Origin of the sequence: Allobosea sp., from assembly GCF_035944895.1 — a bacterium.
Taxonomy (GTDB): Bacteria; Pseudomonadota; Alphaproteobacteria; order Rhizobiales; family Beijerinckiaceae; genus Allobosea.
Genome location: NZ_DASZAT010000005.1, coordinates 107,548 through 123,434, shown reverse-complemented (window position 1 = coordinate 123,434; position 15,887 = coordinate 107,548). Strand labels below are relative to the sequence as shown.

Sequence of the window (15,887 nt, the reverse complement as noted above, 5' to 3'; positions counted from 1 at the left end):
GTCCCGGGCGTAGCGAAGCGAAGACCCGGGCCCCGTTCCGGAACGGTTCAGGAATGGATCCCGGGTCTCCCTTTGGTCGCCCGAGATGACCCGGTAGGGGATGTCTGGATCGAAAACAGGATGTGAAAGGGTTCACGCCGCGCAGGGCGCGGCGTGGCTGTCGAAAGCCTCGACCATGCGCCGCGCCTTGAGCAGGTTGTTCGCCGTCAGTACCTCGCCGGTCTCGCCCCAGGCGATCGCCTCGCGCGCCAGCAGCAGCGTCTGCGGGAAGGCGCGCTTCACCGTCTCGATATCATGCAGCACAGCGACCACGGTGCGGTTCTCGCCATGCCAGCGCTGGACCAGCGCCAACAGGTCGGCGCTGGTGCGCGCATCGATCGCAGTGAACGGCTCGTCGAGCAGGATGATGTCGGCGTCCTGCAGCAGCAGCCGTGCGAAGAGCGCCCGCTGCATCTGGCCACCTGAAAGCGTGCCGATGCTGCGGCTCTCGAAGCCGGTGAGACCGACTGCGGCGATCGCCGCCTCGATCTTGCTGCGCTGGCCAAAACCGATCTTGCCGAAGATGCCGGCCGCGCCCCACAGCCCCATGGCGACGAGATCGTAGACATGGATCGGGAAGGAGCGGTCGAGCTCGGCCGATTGCGGGAGATAGGCGAGCCGCTTGCCCCTGGCGAGCGTCACCGTGCCATCGAGCGGCGAGAGCGCACCCGCTATGGCCTTGAGCAGGGTCGACTTGCCGGCGCCGTTCGGCCCGACGATGGCGGTGAGGCTGCCCGGCGCGATCTCGCCGCAGAGATGATGCACCGCCGGGTGGCGGTCATAGCCGAGGGTCAGATCGCTGAAACGGATGGCGGGCACGGGTAAAGTACTTTCAGCTACGCGATGACGGCGAGGGTCGCCGCCCACAGCACCAGGATCACGCCGAGCGCGAGACCGAGCCTTTGCCCAGCCGACAGCCGCAGCAGCGACCAGCCGGGAGCATCGGCGACAGGCTGGCGATGGTGGGCATGATCATGAGCCATACTGAATGATATAATATTACGCTTGTCGCCGAGCAAGCACGATCACCCTTGCATCGCGCGCAACGCCACTGCGTTATCGGCATCGTCAACAATATCCGAACAGGAGCAGGCCGTGAGTGCCGAGCGGGTGACGTTCAAAGCAATACGCGACGGCGTCGCGGCCGAGATCGCAGCCGATGCGATCGAGATTTGCCTGCCTGACGGGCTGAGCTTCCGGATCATGGCCTTCGCCGGCCGCAAGGGCTCGGCGACCCTGCATATGCCGGCCGACGATCCGCAGGCGCCGAGCTTCGACGTGTTCTGCGTCGAGCCGGGCGCCGCCAACACCCTGTTCGTCTCGGTCGACAGGGCCCAGAAGCGCCAGATCGAGGGTTAGAGCATTTTCGAGCGAAGGGGACACCGGTTCGCTCAAAATGCTCTAGCTCCGCAGAATTCAGCGCGAAACCGTCTTGCCGGTCGCGACGTCCAGCACCGCGCCGTTATCGAGATCGATGCGGTAGATCTCGCGGGTGACATTGCCTGCGAAGGCCAGCTCGACGATGGAGACGGTCTTGAATGTGGTGGGAATGCCGTCCGGCAGGATCTGGTTGAACTGGTCGGCGACCTTGTTGAATGCGGCCTCGAGCTCGGGCGTGAAGGTCTTGGTGCTGTAGACCAGCGTGTTGTGCGGGTTGTGCGACCGCAATTCCTTGCCGTCCTTCACGACGTTGACCCCGCTGACGCCGAGCGTCCTGACGAGATCCTTGCCGGCATCGCCCATCTTTGCGTAGACCGGCCCGGTGACCCGCGGCAGCGGCCCGTCGCGCAAGGGCGCGAGCGCAGCGGTGGCCGCCGTATTGTAGGCCATCATGGCCTCGAACCCCGCGCCTTCCTTGACGATCCCCAGATCGAGCCACCATGGCTGGCCAGCGCCCTTGGCAGCTTCGGTGGTGTAGAAGCGCTTCAGCGTCGTCATCAACGGCGCGGGCGGCTTGGGCAGGGCTTTCAGCATCTTTGCCGGCGTCGTCGGGTCGGCATTGTGGATATGCACGACAGTGACATGCGCGATATTGGCGCGGATCGCCTCGGTTTCGAGGCCATGAACCAGCAGGGCTTCCTTCAAAGGGCCACCTATCGTGGCCTGCAGGGTCGCATTGACCTCGGCCGGCAAGGTGTAGACCAGTCCGAAAGTGCGCTCATGCGGTCGGAACCGAGGACTGTCGAGCGCCGCGTTGTCGATGCCGCCCTGCTGCGCCATGGCAACCGTCATGGCGGACAGGCCAAGGACAATGGCCGCAGTGCATGTCGCGATTTTGTGGATCATCGGGAGACTATCTCCTGTCGAGATGCCGCAGATCCGCAGAACGGGAGCGGAGGCGGGCGAGCTGCCGCCTCCATAGAAGCGCGACGGCAAGTGCCGCGCAACAAGCAGATGACCTAAGGGAATTTCACCACAAGGCGCGTCGCCGGATTCTTGTGCCGGCTACGCGCTTCGCTGCGGGGCAACCGCTCAGCCCGGCCAGTACTGGTACAGCCAGGTCTCGGTCAGCACCTTGTCGCCGCCGCGCAGGAAGCAGCGCATCTCCACGGGGTCGGTGCCGTCGACGGTGAGGTCGAACTGCGCCCGCCAATGGCCGGGCACGTCGTTCGGCACGGCTTCGGCGAAGATGTACGAGAACGAGCCGCGCGAGGCCGAGAGCACCACCTCGGGCTTGACCCCGAACGGGATGTCCTCCAGCGCCGGCCCCCTGAACTCCAGCATGAACTTGCGCACGCCCTTGGGTCGTGTCGTGCCGGGCTGGCCGCCATTGCCGAGCCGCGTCGCGACGACGCGGCCGAGTGCCGGCGGGAAGGGTTCGTCCGCCAGCCAGTGCAGGCGATAGCGGAAATTATAGGAATTGCCGGCCCTGGCCGGGGCCTCCGGCACCCACATCGCGACGATATTGTCGTGGATCTCGTCGTCGGTCGGAATCTCGATCAGCTGGACCGCGCCCTTGCCCCACTGGCCGAGCGTCTCGATCCACAGGCTCGGCCGGCGCTCGTAATAGACGCCGTCCATATAGTGGTCGAAGGCGCGGTCGCGCTGCATCAGGCCGAAGCCGCGCGGATTCTCGTCGACGAAGGACGAGGCGACGGTGCGCTGCGGATTGTTGAGCGGGCGCCAGGCGCGCTCGCCAGTGCCGGTCCAGAGCGCGAGCCCATCGGAATCGTGCACCTCCGGGCGCCAGTCGACCATGGTCGACTTAGCCGTCTCGGAGTACCAGTACATCGAGGTCAGCGGCGCGACGCCGAGCCGGGCAACATCCTTGCGCAGATGCAGCTCCTTCTCGATCTCCATGTCGACGCCCTTGCCGCGATGCATGCGGAAGCGGAAGGCACCGGCGACGCTCGGCCCCGAGAGCAGCGCGTAGACCACGACATGCTCGGCCGCCTCGCCGGGCGTCTCCAGCCAGACATGGGTGAAGTCGGGGAATTCCTCCGGCCGGTCGCCGACCGCCGGGTCGACCGCAAGGCCGCGGGCCGAGAGCCCGTACTGGTAGAGTTCGCCGATGGCGCGGAAATAGGAGGCGCCGAGGAAGGCGACCCAGTCGTTCTTCTGCCAGTCGAGCTTCTCGCCCTTGCGACCGGGATGACCGGAGCGGCTTTCCTGGAAGCGGAAGCCGGCAAAGCCCGCGCCGGGCGGCAATTGCTTGGCCGGTGAATCGGCCGGCATCTCGAAATAGCTCTCGTCGTAGACGATCTCGCGCGCCTTGCCCTCGTCGAGGACATGCATGCGCACCGGCTTCTGGAAGTAGCGGCCGAGATGGAAGAAGGTCACCGGCCAGGGCGAGGGCCCATTCGCCCAGAGCGCCAGCTCCGGCTTGAACCTGATCTTGCCATGGGCGTCGTAGTCGATCTTCTCGAGCACGTCCGGCTTGGGGTTCGGCGGCACCTCATAGGGCTTGCCGGCGAGATCGCGGGCCCGCGCCTTCAGCCCCTCGAAGGAGAAGGCTTCGGCAGTGCCGAGCTTCAGCCCCTGCTGCGCCAGCGCCGGGCCGGAGAAACCGGCTGCGGCCAGGGCGGCCGTGCCGGCAGCGCCCGCAAGCAAAGTGCGGCGGTCGATCAGGGGCGTGGTCGGCTGTCGCGGCTGCATCGGGCGGGGCGCTCCATCGGGGAAAGATCGGAAGATGGTGTTTCCGGCTAGCCTGTCCAGCCGGCGAGGGCAATCTCCCGAGCTTCCTGGCTGGAGCAGGGCGGAAATCGCACGCAATCGCGGCAACAGCGAGCACCTAGAGCTTTGGGACAACTTTTCATTTCCCCCCTGCCCAGCCTACAACAGGCAAAGTCCGGCCATTTGAGCCGGAGCCTGTTTCGGGAGGAACCATGACGACGCTGCTCGCCGGCCGCCGCTTTGCCGGCCTCATGACTGCCGTGATCATCGCCGTGACGCCGGTCGCGGCCAAGGCCCAGGACTTCATCAACGTGCTGACCGGCGGCACCTCCGGCGTCTACTATCCAATGGGCGTCGCGCTCTCGAAGATCTATGGCGACAAGATTCCGAACACCCGCCCCTCGGTGCAGGCGACCAAGGCCTCGGTCGAGAACCTCGTGCTGCTGCAGCAGGGCCGCGGCGAGATCGCCTTCACCCTCGGCGATTCCCTCGACGCCGCCTGGAAGGGCGACGAGGAGGCCGGTTTCAAGAGCCCGCTGAAGAAGCTGCGCGGCATCACCGCGATCTATCCGAACTATGTCCAGATCGTCGCTTCCAAGGAGAGCGGCATCAAGACGCTCGCCGACCTCAAGGGCAAGCGCCTCTCGGTCGGCGCGCCGAAGTCCGGCACCGAGCTCAATGCCCGCGCCATCCTCGCCGCCGCCGGCTTGTCCTACAAGGACCTCGGCAAGATCGAGTATCTGCCCTTCGCCGAATCGGTCGAGCTGATGAAGAACCGCCAGCTCGACGCCACCCTGCAATCGGCCGGCCTCGGCGTCGCCTCGATCCGCGATCTTGCGGCCTCCGTCGAGATCGTCGTCGTCGAAGTGCCCAAGGCGGTGATCGACAAGGCCGGCCCGCCCTTCATCAGCACGCCGATCCCGGCCAACACCTATGGCGGCCAGACCACCGACGTGAACACCGCGGCGGTGGTGAACTACCTCGTCACCCATGAGGGGGTGAAGGAGGAGCTAGTCTACCAGATGACCAAGAACATCTTCGAGAACCTCGGCGACCTCGCCGCCTCGCACTCGGCCGGCAAGTCGATCAAGCTCGAGAACGCGCTCGACGGCATGCCCGTGCCACTGCATCCGGGCGCCGCGCGCTATCTCAAGGAAAAAGGCCTGAAGGTCGGCTCGTAGAGCGTCATTCTCGGGCTCGCCCCGGGAATCTCATGACCAGCTAGAGCGGATTTCGATCTGGCTGAAGCGTCATTGCGAGCGAAGCGAAGCAATCCACGGGCGGCCGTGCTCTACGTCCTCCTGGATTGCTTCGTCGCTTCGTTCCTCGCAATGACGGGCTTTGGTTTTCGGGGACGGGCGGGACGATGGCGCAGCAGACCACAGTGGCGGGAGCCGATACCGACCGGCTGCACGAGCTCTCCGGAGCGACCGGCGCGCCGATCGAGAACGAGGCGCTCGACAATTTCGAGCACGGCTTTCCGCCCGGCTTCGGCCCGGGCAGATGGGGCCTGCTCGCCTATGCCGTCGCGCTCGCCTTCGCCTCCTTCCAGATCCTGATCTCGGCCTGGCACTTCCTGCCGAGCCAGGCGGTGCGCGGCGTCCATGTCGGCTTCCTGCTGCTGCTCTCCTTCGGCCTCGTCGCCAATTTCAAGGCGAAGACGGAGGCCGGGCGCTGGCTCGGCTGGGCGATCGGCCTCGTCGGCTTCCTGGTCGGCCTCTACCAATTGATCTTCTATGCCGACCTGATCGCGCGCGACGGCGACCCGACCACGCTCGACCTCGTCGTCGGCTCGGCCCTCGCCATCCTCGTCTTCGAAGCCGCCCGGCGCCTGATGGGCAACGCCCTGCCGATCATGTGCGGCGCCTGCCTGCTCTACTGGTTCTTCGGCCAGTACCTGCCGGCGCCGTTCAATCATCGCGGCTACGGCTTCGACCAGATCGTCGGCCACCTCTCCTTCGGCACCGAAGGCCTCTACGGCGTGCCGACCTATGTCTCCGCCACCTATATCTTCCTGTTCATCGTGTTCGGCTCCTTCCTCGAGAAGGCCGGGATGATCCACCTCTTCAACGACGTCTCGCTCGGCCTGTTCGGCGGCGCGCGCGGCGGCCCGGCCAAGGTCGCGGTGTTCTCCTCCGGCCTGATGGGCACGATCTCCGGCTCCGGCGTGGCGAACGTCGTCACCGTCGGCCAGTTCACCATCCCGCTGATGATCAAGTTCGGCTACCGGCGCGCCTTCGCTGCCGGCGTCGAGGCGACGGCGTCGATGGGTGGCCAGATCATGCCGCCGGTGATGGGCGCCGCCGCCTTCATCATGGCCGAGACGCTGGGCGTCGACTATTCCGAGATCGTCAAGGCAGCCGCGATCCCGGCCGTGCTCTACTTCGCCTCGGCCTTCTGGATGGTGCATCTGGAGGCCGGCAAATACGGCCTCAAGGGCATCGAGCGCAGCCTTCTGCCGAGCCCGCTCAAGGCGCTGCGCGAACGCTGGTATCTGGCGCTGCCGCTCGCCGTGCTCGTCGCCATGCTGTTCCACGGCTTCACGCCGCTCTTCGCCGGCACGATCGGGCTCGCCCTCACCGTCGGCCTGCTGCTCGGCGCCGGCATCGCGCTCGGCTTCAAGACGATGACGCTGCGCGTGATCTTCTGGGTCGGCCTCGGGCTGATCGCCGGCGCATTGCTGCGCGAGGGCATGGACGTCCGCATCGTCGCCGGCCTGATCCTGGCGCTCGTCCTGCTCAACGCCCTCACCATCGGCGGCCGGGCGACGCTCGCGATCTGCCGCAACGCCCTCGCCGACGCGGCCAAGACGGCGCTGCCGGTCGGCATCGCCTGCGCTATCGTCGGCACCATCATCGGCCTGATGACGCAGACCGGCATCGGCACCACCTTCGGCGCCTGGATCATCGGGCTTGGCCAGCACAGCCTGTTCCTGGCCCTGATCCTGACGATGGTGCTCTCGATCCTGCTCGGCACCGGCATTCCGACGATCCCGACCTACATCATCGTCGCGGCGCTGGCCGCCCCGGCGCTGGAGAAGCTCGGCGTGCCGCTGATCGTCAGCCACATGTTCGCCTTCTACTACGGCATCATGGCCGACCTCTCGCCGCCGGTGGCGCTGGCGGCATTGGCGGCGGCGCCGATCGCCAGGGAGAACCCCGACAAGATCGGCTGGGAGGCGATGCGCGTCGCGCTCGCCGGCTACGTCATCCCGTTCATCGCCGTCTATTCGCCGGCGCTGATGCTGCAGCCGGGCGATCCGATGTCGAACCTGATCGGCTTCTGGCCGTCCGTGGTCTATGCGGTGATCAAGGCCAGCATCGCCATCGCCCTGTTCGGCATGGTCGCGATCGGCTTCCTGTTCGGGCGCATGACCGTGCTCGAGCGGGTGCTTTCATTCGCCGCAGCCGTGATGCTGTTCGGCGAATTCCCCTATAGCGATCCGCTCGGCTACGCCCTCGCCGCCGCGATCGTCGCCCGCCATTGGTGGGCCAATCGCGAGGCGACAACAGCCCGGCCGGCATGATCTGCCTTGCCGCCGGCGCATTGCTGATCCCGCTCGGCGCGAGCGAGATCACCCTGTCCTGGCGGCATTCGGTACAGAAATCGCTATGGGAGGAGGTCTGGCAGGAGGCGCCTGAAGGTCTCGTCATCACCGAGGCGCGCATCCAGGGCTCCGGCGCCGGCATGGACCCGCCTGAGGGCGCCAAGCTCGTCGACGGCTTCTGGCGCTGGAAACCGGAGCTGCCGCCCCTGCGTGAGGTGGTGATGCGCCGCTCGGGCGCCACCGCCGATTGGCGAATCTGCGTGGAGAGCCGCTGCCGGGCGCTCGACGAGCTGCTGCCGGCTGAGGCCGATCCGGTGGTGATGAAACCTTGCGGCTGAGCTTAGCTGCGGTGGGTCAGGCGCTCGATCTTCACGACCCGGCGCATGAAGTTCACCAGGCCATAGGCCGCCAGCACCGAGAACAGGCCCATCAGCACATAGGCGACGGCATGGCCGAGTTCAAACAGGCCGGCGAGCGCCCAGCCGGACGCCAGCGCGACGCCGAAGATCTCGACCGCGATCAGGATGGCAAGCGAGACCACCATGATCACGTTGCGCCAGTTGGTGCGGCCAGCCGCCATGCTTTTACCCTCGGAACCCATGCATGGACCGCCTAGCCTAGCCGGCGGCGGCATGCAACAAAATCGCGCCTACCGGCATATGGTCCCGCCTGCCTGAATGAAAAGAACCTGATGCCCGATTCTCCGGTTTTCGACTCGGCCGCCGTCGCCGCACCCCACCGTCTCGCCTCCGAAGCCGGGCGCGCCATCCTCGCCGAGGGCGGCAATGCGATCGAGGCGATGGTCGCCATGGCCGCGACCATCGCGGTCGTCTACCCCCATATGAACGCGATCGGCGGCGACGGCTTCTGGCTGGTGCACGAGCCCGGCGGCAAGGTCCACGCGATCGAGGCCTGCGGTCCGGCGGGTAGCCTCGCCACGATCGAGCGCTATCGCGACAAGGGCCATGACACGCTGCCGGCGCGCGGCCCGGACGCGGCGATCACCGTCGCCGGTGCGATCGGCGGCTGGCAGGCGGCGCTCGCCTTGTCCGCCAGCCTTGGCGGCAAGCTACCGCTGAAGGATTTGCTCGCCGACGCGGTCCGCCACTGCAGCGGGGGCTACGACATCTCGGAGTCGGAGCTGCGCACCTGGCCGCAGGAAGTCGATGCGGTGAAGGCAGCGCCCGGCTTCAGCGAGTTCTTCTGGCCGGGCGGCGAACGCCCCAAGAGCGGCGACCGGCGCAAGCCCGCGGCGCTCGGCGCGACGCTGGAGCAACTCGCCCATGCCGGGCTCGGCGATTTCTATCGCGGCGATATCGGCCGCGAGCTCGCCGAGGACCTCGGACGCATCGGCGCGCCGATCACCCGCGCCGATCTCGAAGCCTTCCGCGCCCGGCCTGTACAGGCGCTGTCGCTGAAGCTGCCGGGGCTCACCGTCTACAACTTCCCGCCGCCGACGCAGGGCCTCACCGCCCTGATGATCCTCGGCATCTTCGAGAAGCTCGGCGTCTCCCGGCCCGAACGCTTCGACCACCATCACGGCCTGGTCGAGGCGGTGAAGCGGGCGCTCGCCATCCGCGACAAGGTCGTCACCGACCCGGCCTTCATGACCATCGATCCAGCTAGCCTGCTGACCGAAGCGGCTCTCAAACGCGAAGCCGCGAAGATCGACCGCAAGCGCGCCGCGAGCTGGCCCTTCCGGCCCGGCGAGGGCGACACGATCTGGATGGGCGCGATCGACGGCTCCGGCCTCGCTGTATCCTATATCCAGTCGCTCTACTGGGAATACGGTTCCGGCTGCATCCTGCCGAAGACCGGCGTCAACTGGCAGAACCGCGGCGTCTCCTTCTCGCTCGATGCCAAGGCGCTCAACCCGCTGACGCCCGGCCGCAAGCCCTTCCATACGCTCAACCCGCCGCTCGCCCGCTTCGACGATGGCCGGATCATGAGCTATGGCGCGATGGGCGGCGATGGCCAGCCGCAGTTCCAGGCGCAGATCCTGTCGCGCTATCGCTTCGGCCAGGGCGTCGCCGATGCCGTCGATGCGCCGCGCTGGCTCTTCGGGCGCACCTGGGGCGCCGGCTCGATCTCGCTCAAGCTGGAGAACCGCTTCGACCCGATGTTGCTGGCCAGGCTGACTGCCGCCGGCCACCCGGTCGAGGAATACAGCGAGGCCTATTCCGACCAGTTCGGCCATGCCGGCATGCTGGTGAAGCACCAGAAGGGCCATGTCGAGGCGACGCATGATCCACGCTCGGACGGCGACGCCCGCGGCATCTGATTGGGATCTGGGGGGATCTGAGAACACATGATCGAGAACGACCCGTTCCGCTGCTTCGTGCCTTATCCGCAAGCGCTCGTGAAACACGCCTCGTCCGGCCCGCTCTCCGGGCTGACGCTGGCGGTCAAGGACCTGTTCGACGTCAAGGGCTATCCGACCGGAGCGGGCTCGCCGACCGTGCTGGCGCTGTCGGGGATCAAGACCAAGACGGCACCGATCGTGAAGGCCTTCCTGGAGGCCGGCGCCCGCTTCGTCGGCAAGACCCATACCGACGAGCTCGCCTTCTCGCTCAACGGCAAGAACGCCCATTTCGGCTCGCCTGTGAATCCGGCAGCGCCCGACCGCATCACCGGCGGCTCCTCCTCCGGCTCGATGGCGGCGGTCGCCGGACGGCTCGCCGACATCGGGCTCGGCTCCGACACCGGCGGCTCGGTGCGCGCGCCGGCGAGCTATGGCGGCTTGTTCGGCATCCGCCCGACACATGGCAGGCTTTCGCTGAAGCGCGCCTGGCCGCTGGCCGAGAGCCTCGACACCGCCGGCTTCTTCGCCCGGGACGGTGAGGTCTTCGCCCGCGCCGCCAATGCTGTGCTCGGCAAGGACCGGCTGACGCTGCCTGAGACGCCGCGCCTCCTGCTCGCCGACGATCTCTTCGCCCAGGCGGTGCCGGAGGCCGAGCGCATCCTGCGCAATGTCGTGCAGCGCGTCGTGCCGATCCTCGGCCAGCCCGAGACGGTGCGCGCCGTCAGCGACATGGACGCGCTCTACTGGGCCTTCCGCTGGATCCAAGGCCGCGAGGCCTGGGCCTCGGATGGCGCGATGATCGAGCGCCACGCCATGCCGCTCGGGCCCGGCGTCGCGGAGCGTTTCGCCTTCGGCAAGGCGGTCAGCGATGCCGAGGTCGCCCGCGGCGACAGTGTGCGCAAGGCCTTCCGGGCGAAGCTCGCCAGGCTGCTCGGCAAGGATGGCGTCCTGATGCTACCGACGGTGCCCGATGTCGCGCCGCTGGTTAGCGCCGGCGAGCCCGAGCTCGAGGATTTCCGCAACCGTGCCCTGCGTCTGCTCTGCCTTGCCGGCCTCTCCGGCTTCCCGCAGATTTCGATTCCTGTCGCCCATCGCGACGACGCCCCACTGGGCTTGTCGCTGATCGGGCCGAAGGGCTCCGACGCATCGCTCGTCGCCTTCGCTGTGAGGTTCGAGCGGGCGGCGCGGATCAGGCTGGCATGACGAGGAGGGTCCGATGAGCGGCCACGACCACCACCATCATCATGACCATGACCACGACAACCATTTCACGCCGATCGAAGCGCGGGTGAAGGCGCTGGAATCGCTGATGGTCGAGAAGGGCTATGTCGACCCCAGCGCGCTCGACGCGATCATCGACACCTACGAGACCAGGATCGGCCCACGCAACGGCGCCCGCGTCGTGGCGAAAGCCTGGAGCGATCCGGCCTATGCCGCACGCCTGAAGGCGGACGGCACCGCCGCCGTCGCCGAGCTCGGCTATGGCGGGCGCGGCGGCGAGCACATCGTCGCCTGCTTCAACACGCCCGAGGAGCACAACCTCATCGTCTGCACCCTGTGCTCCTGCTATCCGTGGCCGGTGCTCGGCCTGCCGCCGGTCTGGTACAAATCGCCGCCCTATCGCGCCAAGGCGGTGATCGATCCGCGCGGCACCCTCGCCGATTTCGGCGTGACCTTGCCCGAGGGCCAGCGCATCCGCGTCTGGGATTCGACCGCCGAGACGCGCTTCATCGTCGTCCCCATGCGGCCGGAGGGCACCGAAGGCTGGAGCGAGGACGAGCTCGCATCCATCGTCAACCGCGACTCGATGATCGGCGTCGGCCTGCCCTCCCCGGAGGATAAGCCATGAACAGCGCCCACGACCTCGGCGGCCAGATGGGCTTCGGCCCGGTCGTGCCGGAGAAGGACGAGCCGATCTTCCATGCCGATTGGGAGAAGAAGGTCCTGGCGATCAATGTCGCCGCCGGCGCCATGGGCGCCTGGACGATCGACGGCATCCGCCATGCCCGCGAAAGCCTGCCGCCGGCGCAGTACCTGTCGTCGAGCTACTACCAGATCTGGCTGGCGGCGCTCGACAAGGTGCTGGTCCAGCACGGCTTCCTGAGCAAGGACGAGCTGGCCTCCGGCGTCGCCGGCAGCGCCCGCCGCGAGCCCAAGCGCGTGCTGAAAGGCGAGGAGGTTCCAACCGTCCTGCGCCGTGGCTTCCCCTATGAGCGCGAGGCGCCGGCCCCGGCCCGCTTCAAGGTCGGAGACAAGGTCCGCACCATCGTAATGCACCCGCAGCACCATACCCGCCTGCCGCGCTATGCCCGCGGCAAGCAGGGCGTGATCGAGTTGGTCACCGGCTGCCATGTCTTCCCCGACACCGGCGCCCATGGCGCGCCCGAGACGGCGCAATGGCTCTACACCGTCGTCTTCACCGGCCCTGAGCTCTGGGGCCGCGACGCCGATCCGACGACCACCGTCAGCATCGAGGCCTGGGAGAGCTATCTTGAGCCGGCCTGACGCTGCCCTGGCCGAGACGCTCGCCGCCGGCACGCCGATCCCGCGCGATGCCGAAGGTCCGGTCTTCGCCGAACCCTGGCAGGCGCAGGCCTTTGCCCTCGTCGTCGCCCTGCAGAACCGCGGCGTCTTCAGCGCCGACGAATGGGCGCAGGCGCTCGGTGGCGAAATCCGCGAAGCCCTGGCCAATGGCGGCTGCCGCGATGGCTCCGACTATTACGAGCGCTGGTGCGAGGCGCTGGAGCACCTGCTGATCGAGAAGGGCCTTGCTTCGCATGACGGCGTCGATGCCCGCGCCGCCGCCTGGGAGCGCGCGGCTGAAGCGACGCCGCATGGCAAGCCGATCCTGCTGGAGAACGACCCGCTGGCTCAGCACTGATCGGGCTTTGCAGCGCCGTCATGAAGCGCGATTATCCCGGCAACGCCCGAGAACGGGCTGCCGGAGGAGGATCGCGATGAGGACCGCAATGATGGCGCTCGGCGCCGTGGCGCTGGCGACGACGGCTGAGGCTGCCGACCCCGCGCTCAATACGCTGCTCCCGAAGCTGACGCGGTCGACGCAATGGACGCAAAAGGCCGCGATCGAACTGCAGTTCCCGACGCACCATCCACAGGGCATGGTCAAGATCGGCGACGCCTTCTTCATCTCCTCGGTCGAGATCAAGAAGCCGACCACGCGCTATACCGAGCCGAAGGACGGCTATGACCGCGACACCGGCGAAGGCGCCGGCCATCTCTTCAAGGTCGATGCGCAGGGCAAGCTGCTGGCGGAGATCACGCTCGGCGAGGGCTCGATCTACCATCCCGGCGGCATCGATTTCGACGGCAAGGACCTTTGGGTCCCGGTCGCCGAATACCGGCCGAACAGCCAGTCGATCATCTACAAGGTCGATCCCGAAACGCTGAAGGCGACCGAGGTCTTCCGCTTCAAGGACCATGTCGGCGGCATCGTCCACAACACCGACGGCAAGTCGCTGCACGGCGTCAGCTGGGGCTCGCGCCGCTTCTACGCCTGGCCGCTCGGCGCCGACGGCAAGGTCACCAACGCGACGGCCGCACCGGAGAGCCTGCGCGTCGCCAATCCCGCGCTCTACATCGACTATCAGGACTGCCACTTCATCGGCATGAGCCGGATGCTCTGCTCCGGCCTCAACAATTATCGCGCCAGCAAGGACGGCCCGGTCTTCCGCCTGGGCGGCTTCGAGATCGTCGATCTCAAGGACAACCGCCCGGTCTTCCAGATGCCGATCGAACTCTGGTCGCCCTCCGGCCTGCCGATGACGCAGAACCCGTTCTGGGTCGAGCCGGCGGGTGACGGTGTGCGCGCCTATTTCATGCCGGATGACGACAAGTCGACCCTGTTCGTCTACGAGGCGAAGTGAAGGCTTCCTTCTCCCCTCGGGGGAGAAGGTGGCAGCGCGAAGCGCTGACGGATGAGGGAAGGGTGGCTCACCCAGTCGAACCGCCCTCATCCCCTGCCGGACCTTCTCCCCCGAGGGGAGAAGGAGGCTAGCTCCCCTGCCCGGCCGCCCAGAGCCCGAAGAACAGCGCCGCCCCCAGTACCGCGACGAAGGCGGCCGCCAGCACTTCGAGCCCGGCGATGATCCGGGCTCCCTTCAGGGAGCCGCCACCGGCGAAGCGTAGCGCCGCGAATTTGAAGAATACCGCCAATGCCGCCAGTGCGCCTGTGGTCAGCGCCGTGCCGAGCGCCATCGCGAAGGTCGCGGCGATGCCGGCCCAGAGCAGACCCTGCGCATTGGCGAAGACGAGGATGATCAGCGCGCCCGCGCAAGGGCGCAGGCCCGCCGCCAGCACGACGCCGGCCATCTCGCGGAACGAGCGCAGGCGCGAGACCTCCTCCGCGCCAGGCATGTGGACATGGTCGCAAGTCGCGGGGTCATGCGCCGCGCTGCCGCCGAGCGCAGCGAGGTTGCCGGCCTTGCGCCAGAGCACATAGAGCCCGACCAGCGCCACCAGCGCGAAGCTGCCCTGCTCGATCACCCAGGTCGTCGAGGCCATGGTCTTGGCGGTCGCGTTGAGCGCCAGCGTCAGCGCGCCGACCAGCCCGATCGCGACCAGCGCCTGCACGATCGCCGCCGCGAAGGAGAGCGCCAGCCCGCGCTTCAGGCTGCGATTGTCGGCGACGATGTAGCCGGAGATCACCGCCTTGCCATGGCCGGGCCCGGCGGCGTGGAAGACGCCATAGGCGAAGGCGAGCCCGAGCAGGCCGGGCAGCGCCGCCGGCGACTGCGCGATCGCCTTCAGCGTCGCGGTCAATTCACGATAGAAGCTCGACTGCCAGGCGAGGATCACCGCGCCGATGCCGGTCGTCGCCGGGAGCGCCTCGCGCGGCAGCGCCGTGCCGAACGGGTTGCGCGGCGGCGGGGGTGGCGGCGGGAAATAGAGGCTGGCCAGCCAGGCGATCAGCCCGAGCGCCCCGGCGACCAAAGCGAGCGCCAGCAGCGCGACGAGCAGTCGGCGCGGCCAGACGGACAAGCTTGGCGCGGCAGGAGCGCTCAGGGACATGCCACCAGCGCCCTGGTGGTGACCTGGTAGGCGCTCATGTCCGGCGTCGCGGTGATGTCTTCCTGCGCCAGGCGCTGCTGCGTCGCCGCGTCGAGCTTGGGCGGGCGCATGATCCGGACGATGCAGCCCTTGGGCGCATCGCGCGTGGCCACCGCGTCGGCCTCCTCACCGATCTCGAAGGCGACGAAATAGGTGGGATCGCCCACCTCGATGCCGAAAGAGCGATTGGCCACTGCCGGCACCTTCAGCGGCAGCGTATAGGTCAGCGTCAGGATCTTGTTTTCGTAGGCCAGCGAGGCCTCGCCCGGCGTGCCGAATTCCTGCACCTTGCCGTTCGCCTTGGCGATGGTGAAGAAGCCGACATCCGGCAGCGATTCCATGTTGACCTTGGCAAGCTCGGTCAATTCGTCCGGTGTGATCTTGCCGTCGCCGTTCTTGTCGAGGCCCTGCACCATATAGGCCGAATAGGCCTCGTCGAAGCTCCAGCGGTGCCGCAGTGCTTTCACGGCGCCGGTGGCGTCATAGATAATCTCGGTGCGCGAGGTCACGAAGACGTGCGGATGCGCCAGCGCCGGCAAAGCCAGGCCGATCCAGGCCGATGCGGCAGCGAACAGCGTCAAAAACGTCGAGTGTCGCGGCACGCGGCAATTTCCTCGAATCTGCGGCGAATCCAGCCGGGCCTTCATACAAAAACGCGCCTTGCACGCCTACCCTGCAATCTCGTGCCGGGAGCTCTGCCGGCATCGTCCGCAAAGGCGGCCAAATCGCGGCGCCGGAGGCATCCTCCACTCTGGAATCAGCCCAGAGTGATTTGACGATATCACGTCATTTATGACAGCTTTGCTGACATAATAACGG

The 15,887-nt window shown here is 67.3% G+C and carries 17 protein-coding genes; 10 read left to right on the top strand and 7 right to left on the bottom strand.

Features of this window, described 5'->3' with window-relative positions; all coding sequences use genetic code 11:
• Nucleotides 1-132: 132 nt before the first annotated feature.
• Nucleotides 133-858, bottom strand: coding sequence for a zinc ABC transporter ATP-binding protein AztA (aztA, locus tag VGV58_RS03015; protein ID WP_326872492.1), 726 nt, complete (start codon nucleotides 856-858; stop codon nucleotides 133-135).
• Between the two features lie 17 nt (nucleotides 859-875).
• Nucleotides 876-1,022 (bottom strand): hypothetical protein, encoded by a 147-nt coding sequence (locus VGV58_RS03010; protein WP_326872491.1) that lies wholly within the window; start codon nucleotides 1,020-1,022, stop codon nucleotides 876-878.
• Nucleotides 1,023-1,134: 112 nt separating this feature from the next.
• On the opposite strand from VGV58_RS03010, the gene VGV58_RS03005 reads away from it, so the two are divergent.
• Nucleotides 1,135-1,398 carry a hypothetical protein gene (locus VGV58_RS03005; RefSeq protein WP_326872490.1) on the top strand — a complete coding sequence of 88 codons (264 nt, stop codon included), beginning with the start codon at nucleotides 1,135-1,137 and terminating at the stop codon, nucleotides 1,396-1,398.
• 57 nt (nucleotides 1,399-1,455) lie between these two features.
• Here the strand turns inward: VGV58_RS03005 and VGV58_RS03000 are convergent, their stop codons facing one another.
• Together VGV58_RS03000 and VGV58_RS02995 are read right to left on the bottom strand one after the other, a co-directional pair.
• A complete protein-coding gene (locus tag VGV58_RS03000) occupies nucleotides 1,456-2,325 on the bottom strand; it encodes a hypothetical protein (protein WP_326872489.1) in 870 nt (289 codons plus the stop codon).
• A 186-nt stretch (nucleotides 2,326-2,511) separates the two neighbouring features.
• Nucleotides 2,512-4,134, bottom strand: a complete 1,623-nt coding sequence (locus tag VGV58_RS02995; protein WP_326872488.1) for an OpgD/OpgG family glucan biosynthesis protein — start codon at nucleotides 4,132-4,134, stop codon at nucleotides 2,512-2,514.
• A gap of 269 nt (nucleotides 4,135-4,403) precedes the next feature.
• On the opposite strand from VGV58_RS02995, the gene VGV58_RS02990 reads away from it, so the two are divergent.
• The 3 genes from VGV58_RS02990 (at nucleotide 4,404) to VGV58_RS02980 (ending at nucleotide 8,037) form a co-directional block, all read left to right on the top strand.
• Nucleotides 4,404-5,333 (top strand): TAXI family TRAP transporter solute-binding subunit, encoded by a 930-nt coding sequence (locus VGV58_RS02990; RefSeq protein ID WP_326873552.1) that lies wholly within the window; start codon nucleotides 4,404-4,406, stop codon nucleotides 5,331-5,333.
• Between the two features lie 185 nt (nucleotides 5,334-5,518).
• On the top strand, nucleotides 5,519-7,678 hold the full coding sequence (locus VGV58_RS02985; protein ID WP_326872487.1) for a TRAP transporter permease: 2,160 nt from the start codon (nucleotides 5,519-5,521) through the stop codon (nucleotides 7,676-7,678).
• Nucleotides 7,675-8,037: a DUF1850 domain-containing protein gene (locus VGV58_RS02980; RefSeq protein ID WP_326872486.1), complete on the top strand. Its 363-nt coding sequence runs from the start codon at nucleotides 7,675-7,677 to the stop codon at nucleotides 8,035-8,037. The genes VGV58_RS02985 and VGV58_RS02980 overlap by 4 nt, the downstream gene beginning before the upstream one ends.
• Before the next feature lie 2 nt (nucleotides 8,038-8,039).
• On the opposite strand, the gene VGV58_RS02975 is transcribed toward VGV58_RS02980, so the two are convergent.
• On the bottom strand, nucleotides 8,040-8,279 hold the full coding sequence (locus VGV58_RS02975) for a hypothetical protein (protein WP_326872485.1): 240 nt from the start codon (nucleotides 8,277-8,279) through the stop codon (nucleotides 8,040-8,042).
• A gap of 111 nt (nucleotides 8,280-8,390) precedes the next feature.
• Here VGV58_RS02975 and VGV58_RS02970 point away from each other — a divergent pair, with 111 nt between their 5' ends.
• The 6 genes from VGV58_RS02970 (at nucleotide 8,391) to VGV58_RS02945 (ending at nucleotide 13,885) form a co-directional block, all read left to right on the top strand.
• The gene (locus VGV58_RS02970; protein WP_326872484.1) at nucleotides 8,391-9,980 is read left to right on the top strand and encodes a gamma-glutamyltransferase family protein; all 1,590 of its coding nucleotides are present in this window, start codon (nucleotides 8,391-8,393) and stop codon (nucleotides 9,978-9,980) included.
• A gap of 27 nt (nucleotides 9,981-10,007) precedes the next feature.
• Nucleotides 10,008-11,204 carry an amidase gene (locus VGV58_RS02965; protein ID WP_326872483.1) on the top strand — a complete coding sequence of 399 codons (1,197 nt, stop codon included), beginning with the start codon at nucleotides 10,008-10,010 and terminating at the stop codon, nucleotides 11,202-11,204.
• Nucleotides 11,205-11,217: 13 nt separating this feature from the next.
• Nucleotides 11,218-11,850 carry a nitrile hydratase subunit alpha gene (nthA, locus tag VGV58_RS02960; RefSeq protein ID WP_326872482.1) on the top strand — a complete coding sequence of 211 codons (633 nt, stop codon included), beginning with the start codon at nucleotides 11,218-11,220 and terminating at the stop codon, nucleotides 11,848-11,850.
• Nucleotides 11,847-12,506 carry a nitrile hydratase subunit beta gene (nthB, locus tag VGV58_RS02955; protein ID WP_326872481.1) on the top strand — a complete coding sequence of 220 codons (660 nt, stop codon included), beginning with the start codon at nucleotides 11,847-11,849 and terminating at the stop codon, nucleotides 12,504-12,506. The genes nthA and nthB overlap by 4 nt, the downstream gene beginning before the upstream one ends.
• Nucleotides 12,493-12,882 (top strand): nitrile hydratase accessory protein, encoded by a 390-nt coding sequence (locus VGV58_RS02950; RefSeq protein ID WP_326872480.1) that lies wholly within the window; start codon nucleotides 12,493-12,495, stop codon nucleotides 12,880-12,882. The genes nthB and VGV58_RS02950 overlap by 14 nt, the downstream gene beginning before the upstream one ends.
• Before the next feature lie 76 nt (nucleotides 12,883-12,958).
• Nucleotides 12,959-13,885 (top strand): DUF6454 family protein, encoded by a 927-nt coding sequence (locus tag VGV58_RS02945; protein WP_326872479.1) that lies wholly within the window; start codon nucleotides 12,959-12,961, stop codon nucleotides 13,883-13,885.
• 127 nt (nucleotides 13,886-14,012) lie between these two features.
• On the opposite strand, the gene VGV58_RS02940 is transcribed toward VGV58_RS02945, so the two are convergent.
• A complete protein-coding gene (locus tag VGV58_RS02940; RefSeq protein WP_326872478.1) occupies nucleotides 14,013-15,029 on the bottom strand; it encodes a nickel/cobalt transporter in 1,017 nt (338 codons plus the stop codon).
• Nucleotides 15,020-15,670, bottom strand: a complete 651-nt coding sequence (locus VGV58_RS02935; RefSeq protein WP_326872477.1) for a DUF1007 family protein — start codon at nucleotides 15,668-15,670, stop codon at nucleotides 15,020-15,022. The genes VGV58_RS02940 and VGV58_RS02935 overlap by 10 nt, the downstream gene beginning before the upstream one ends.
• Nucleotides 15,671-15,887: the final 217 nt, after the last annotated feature.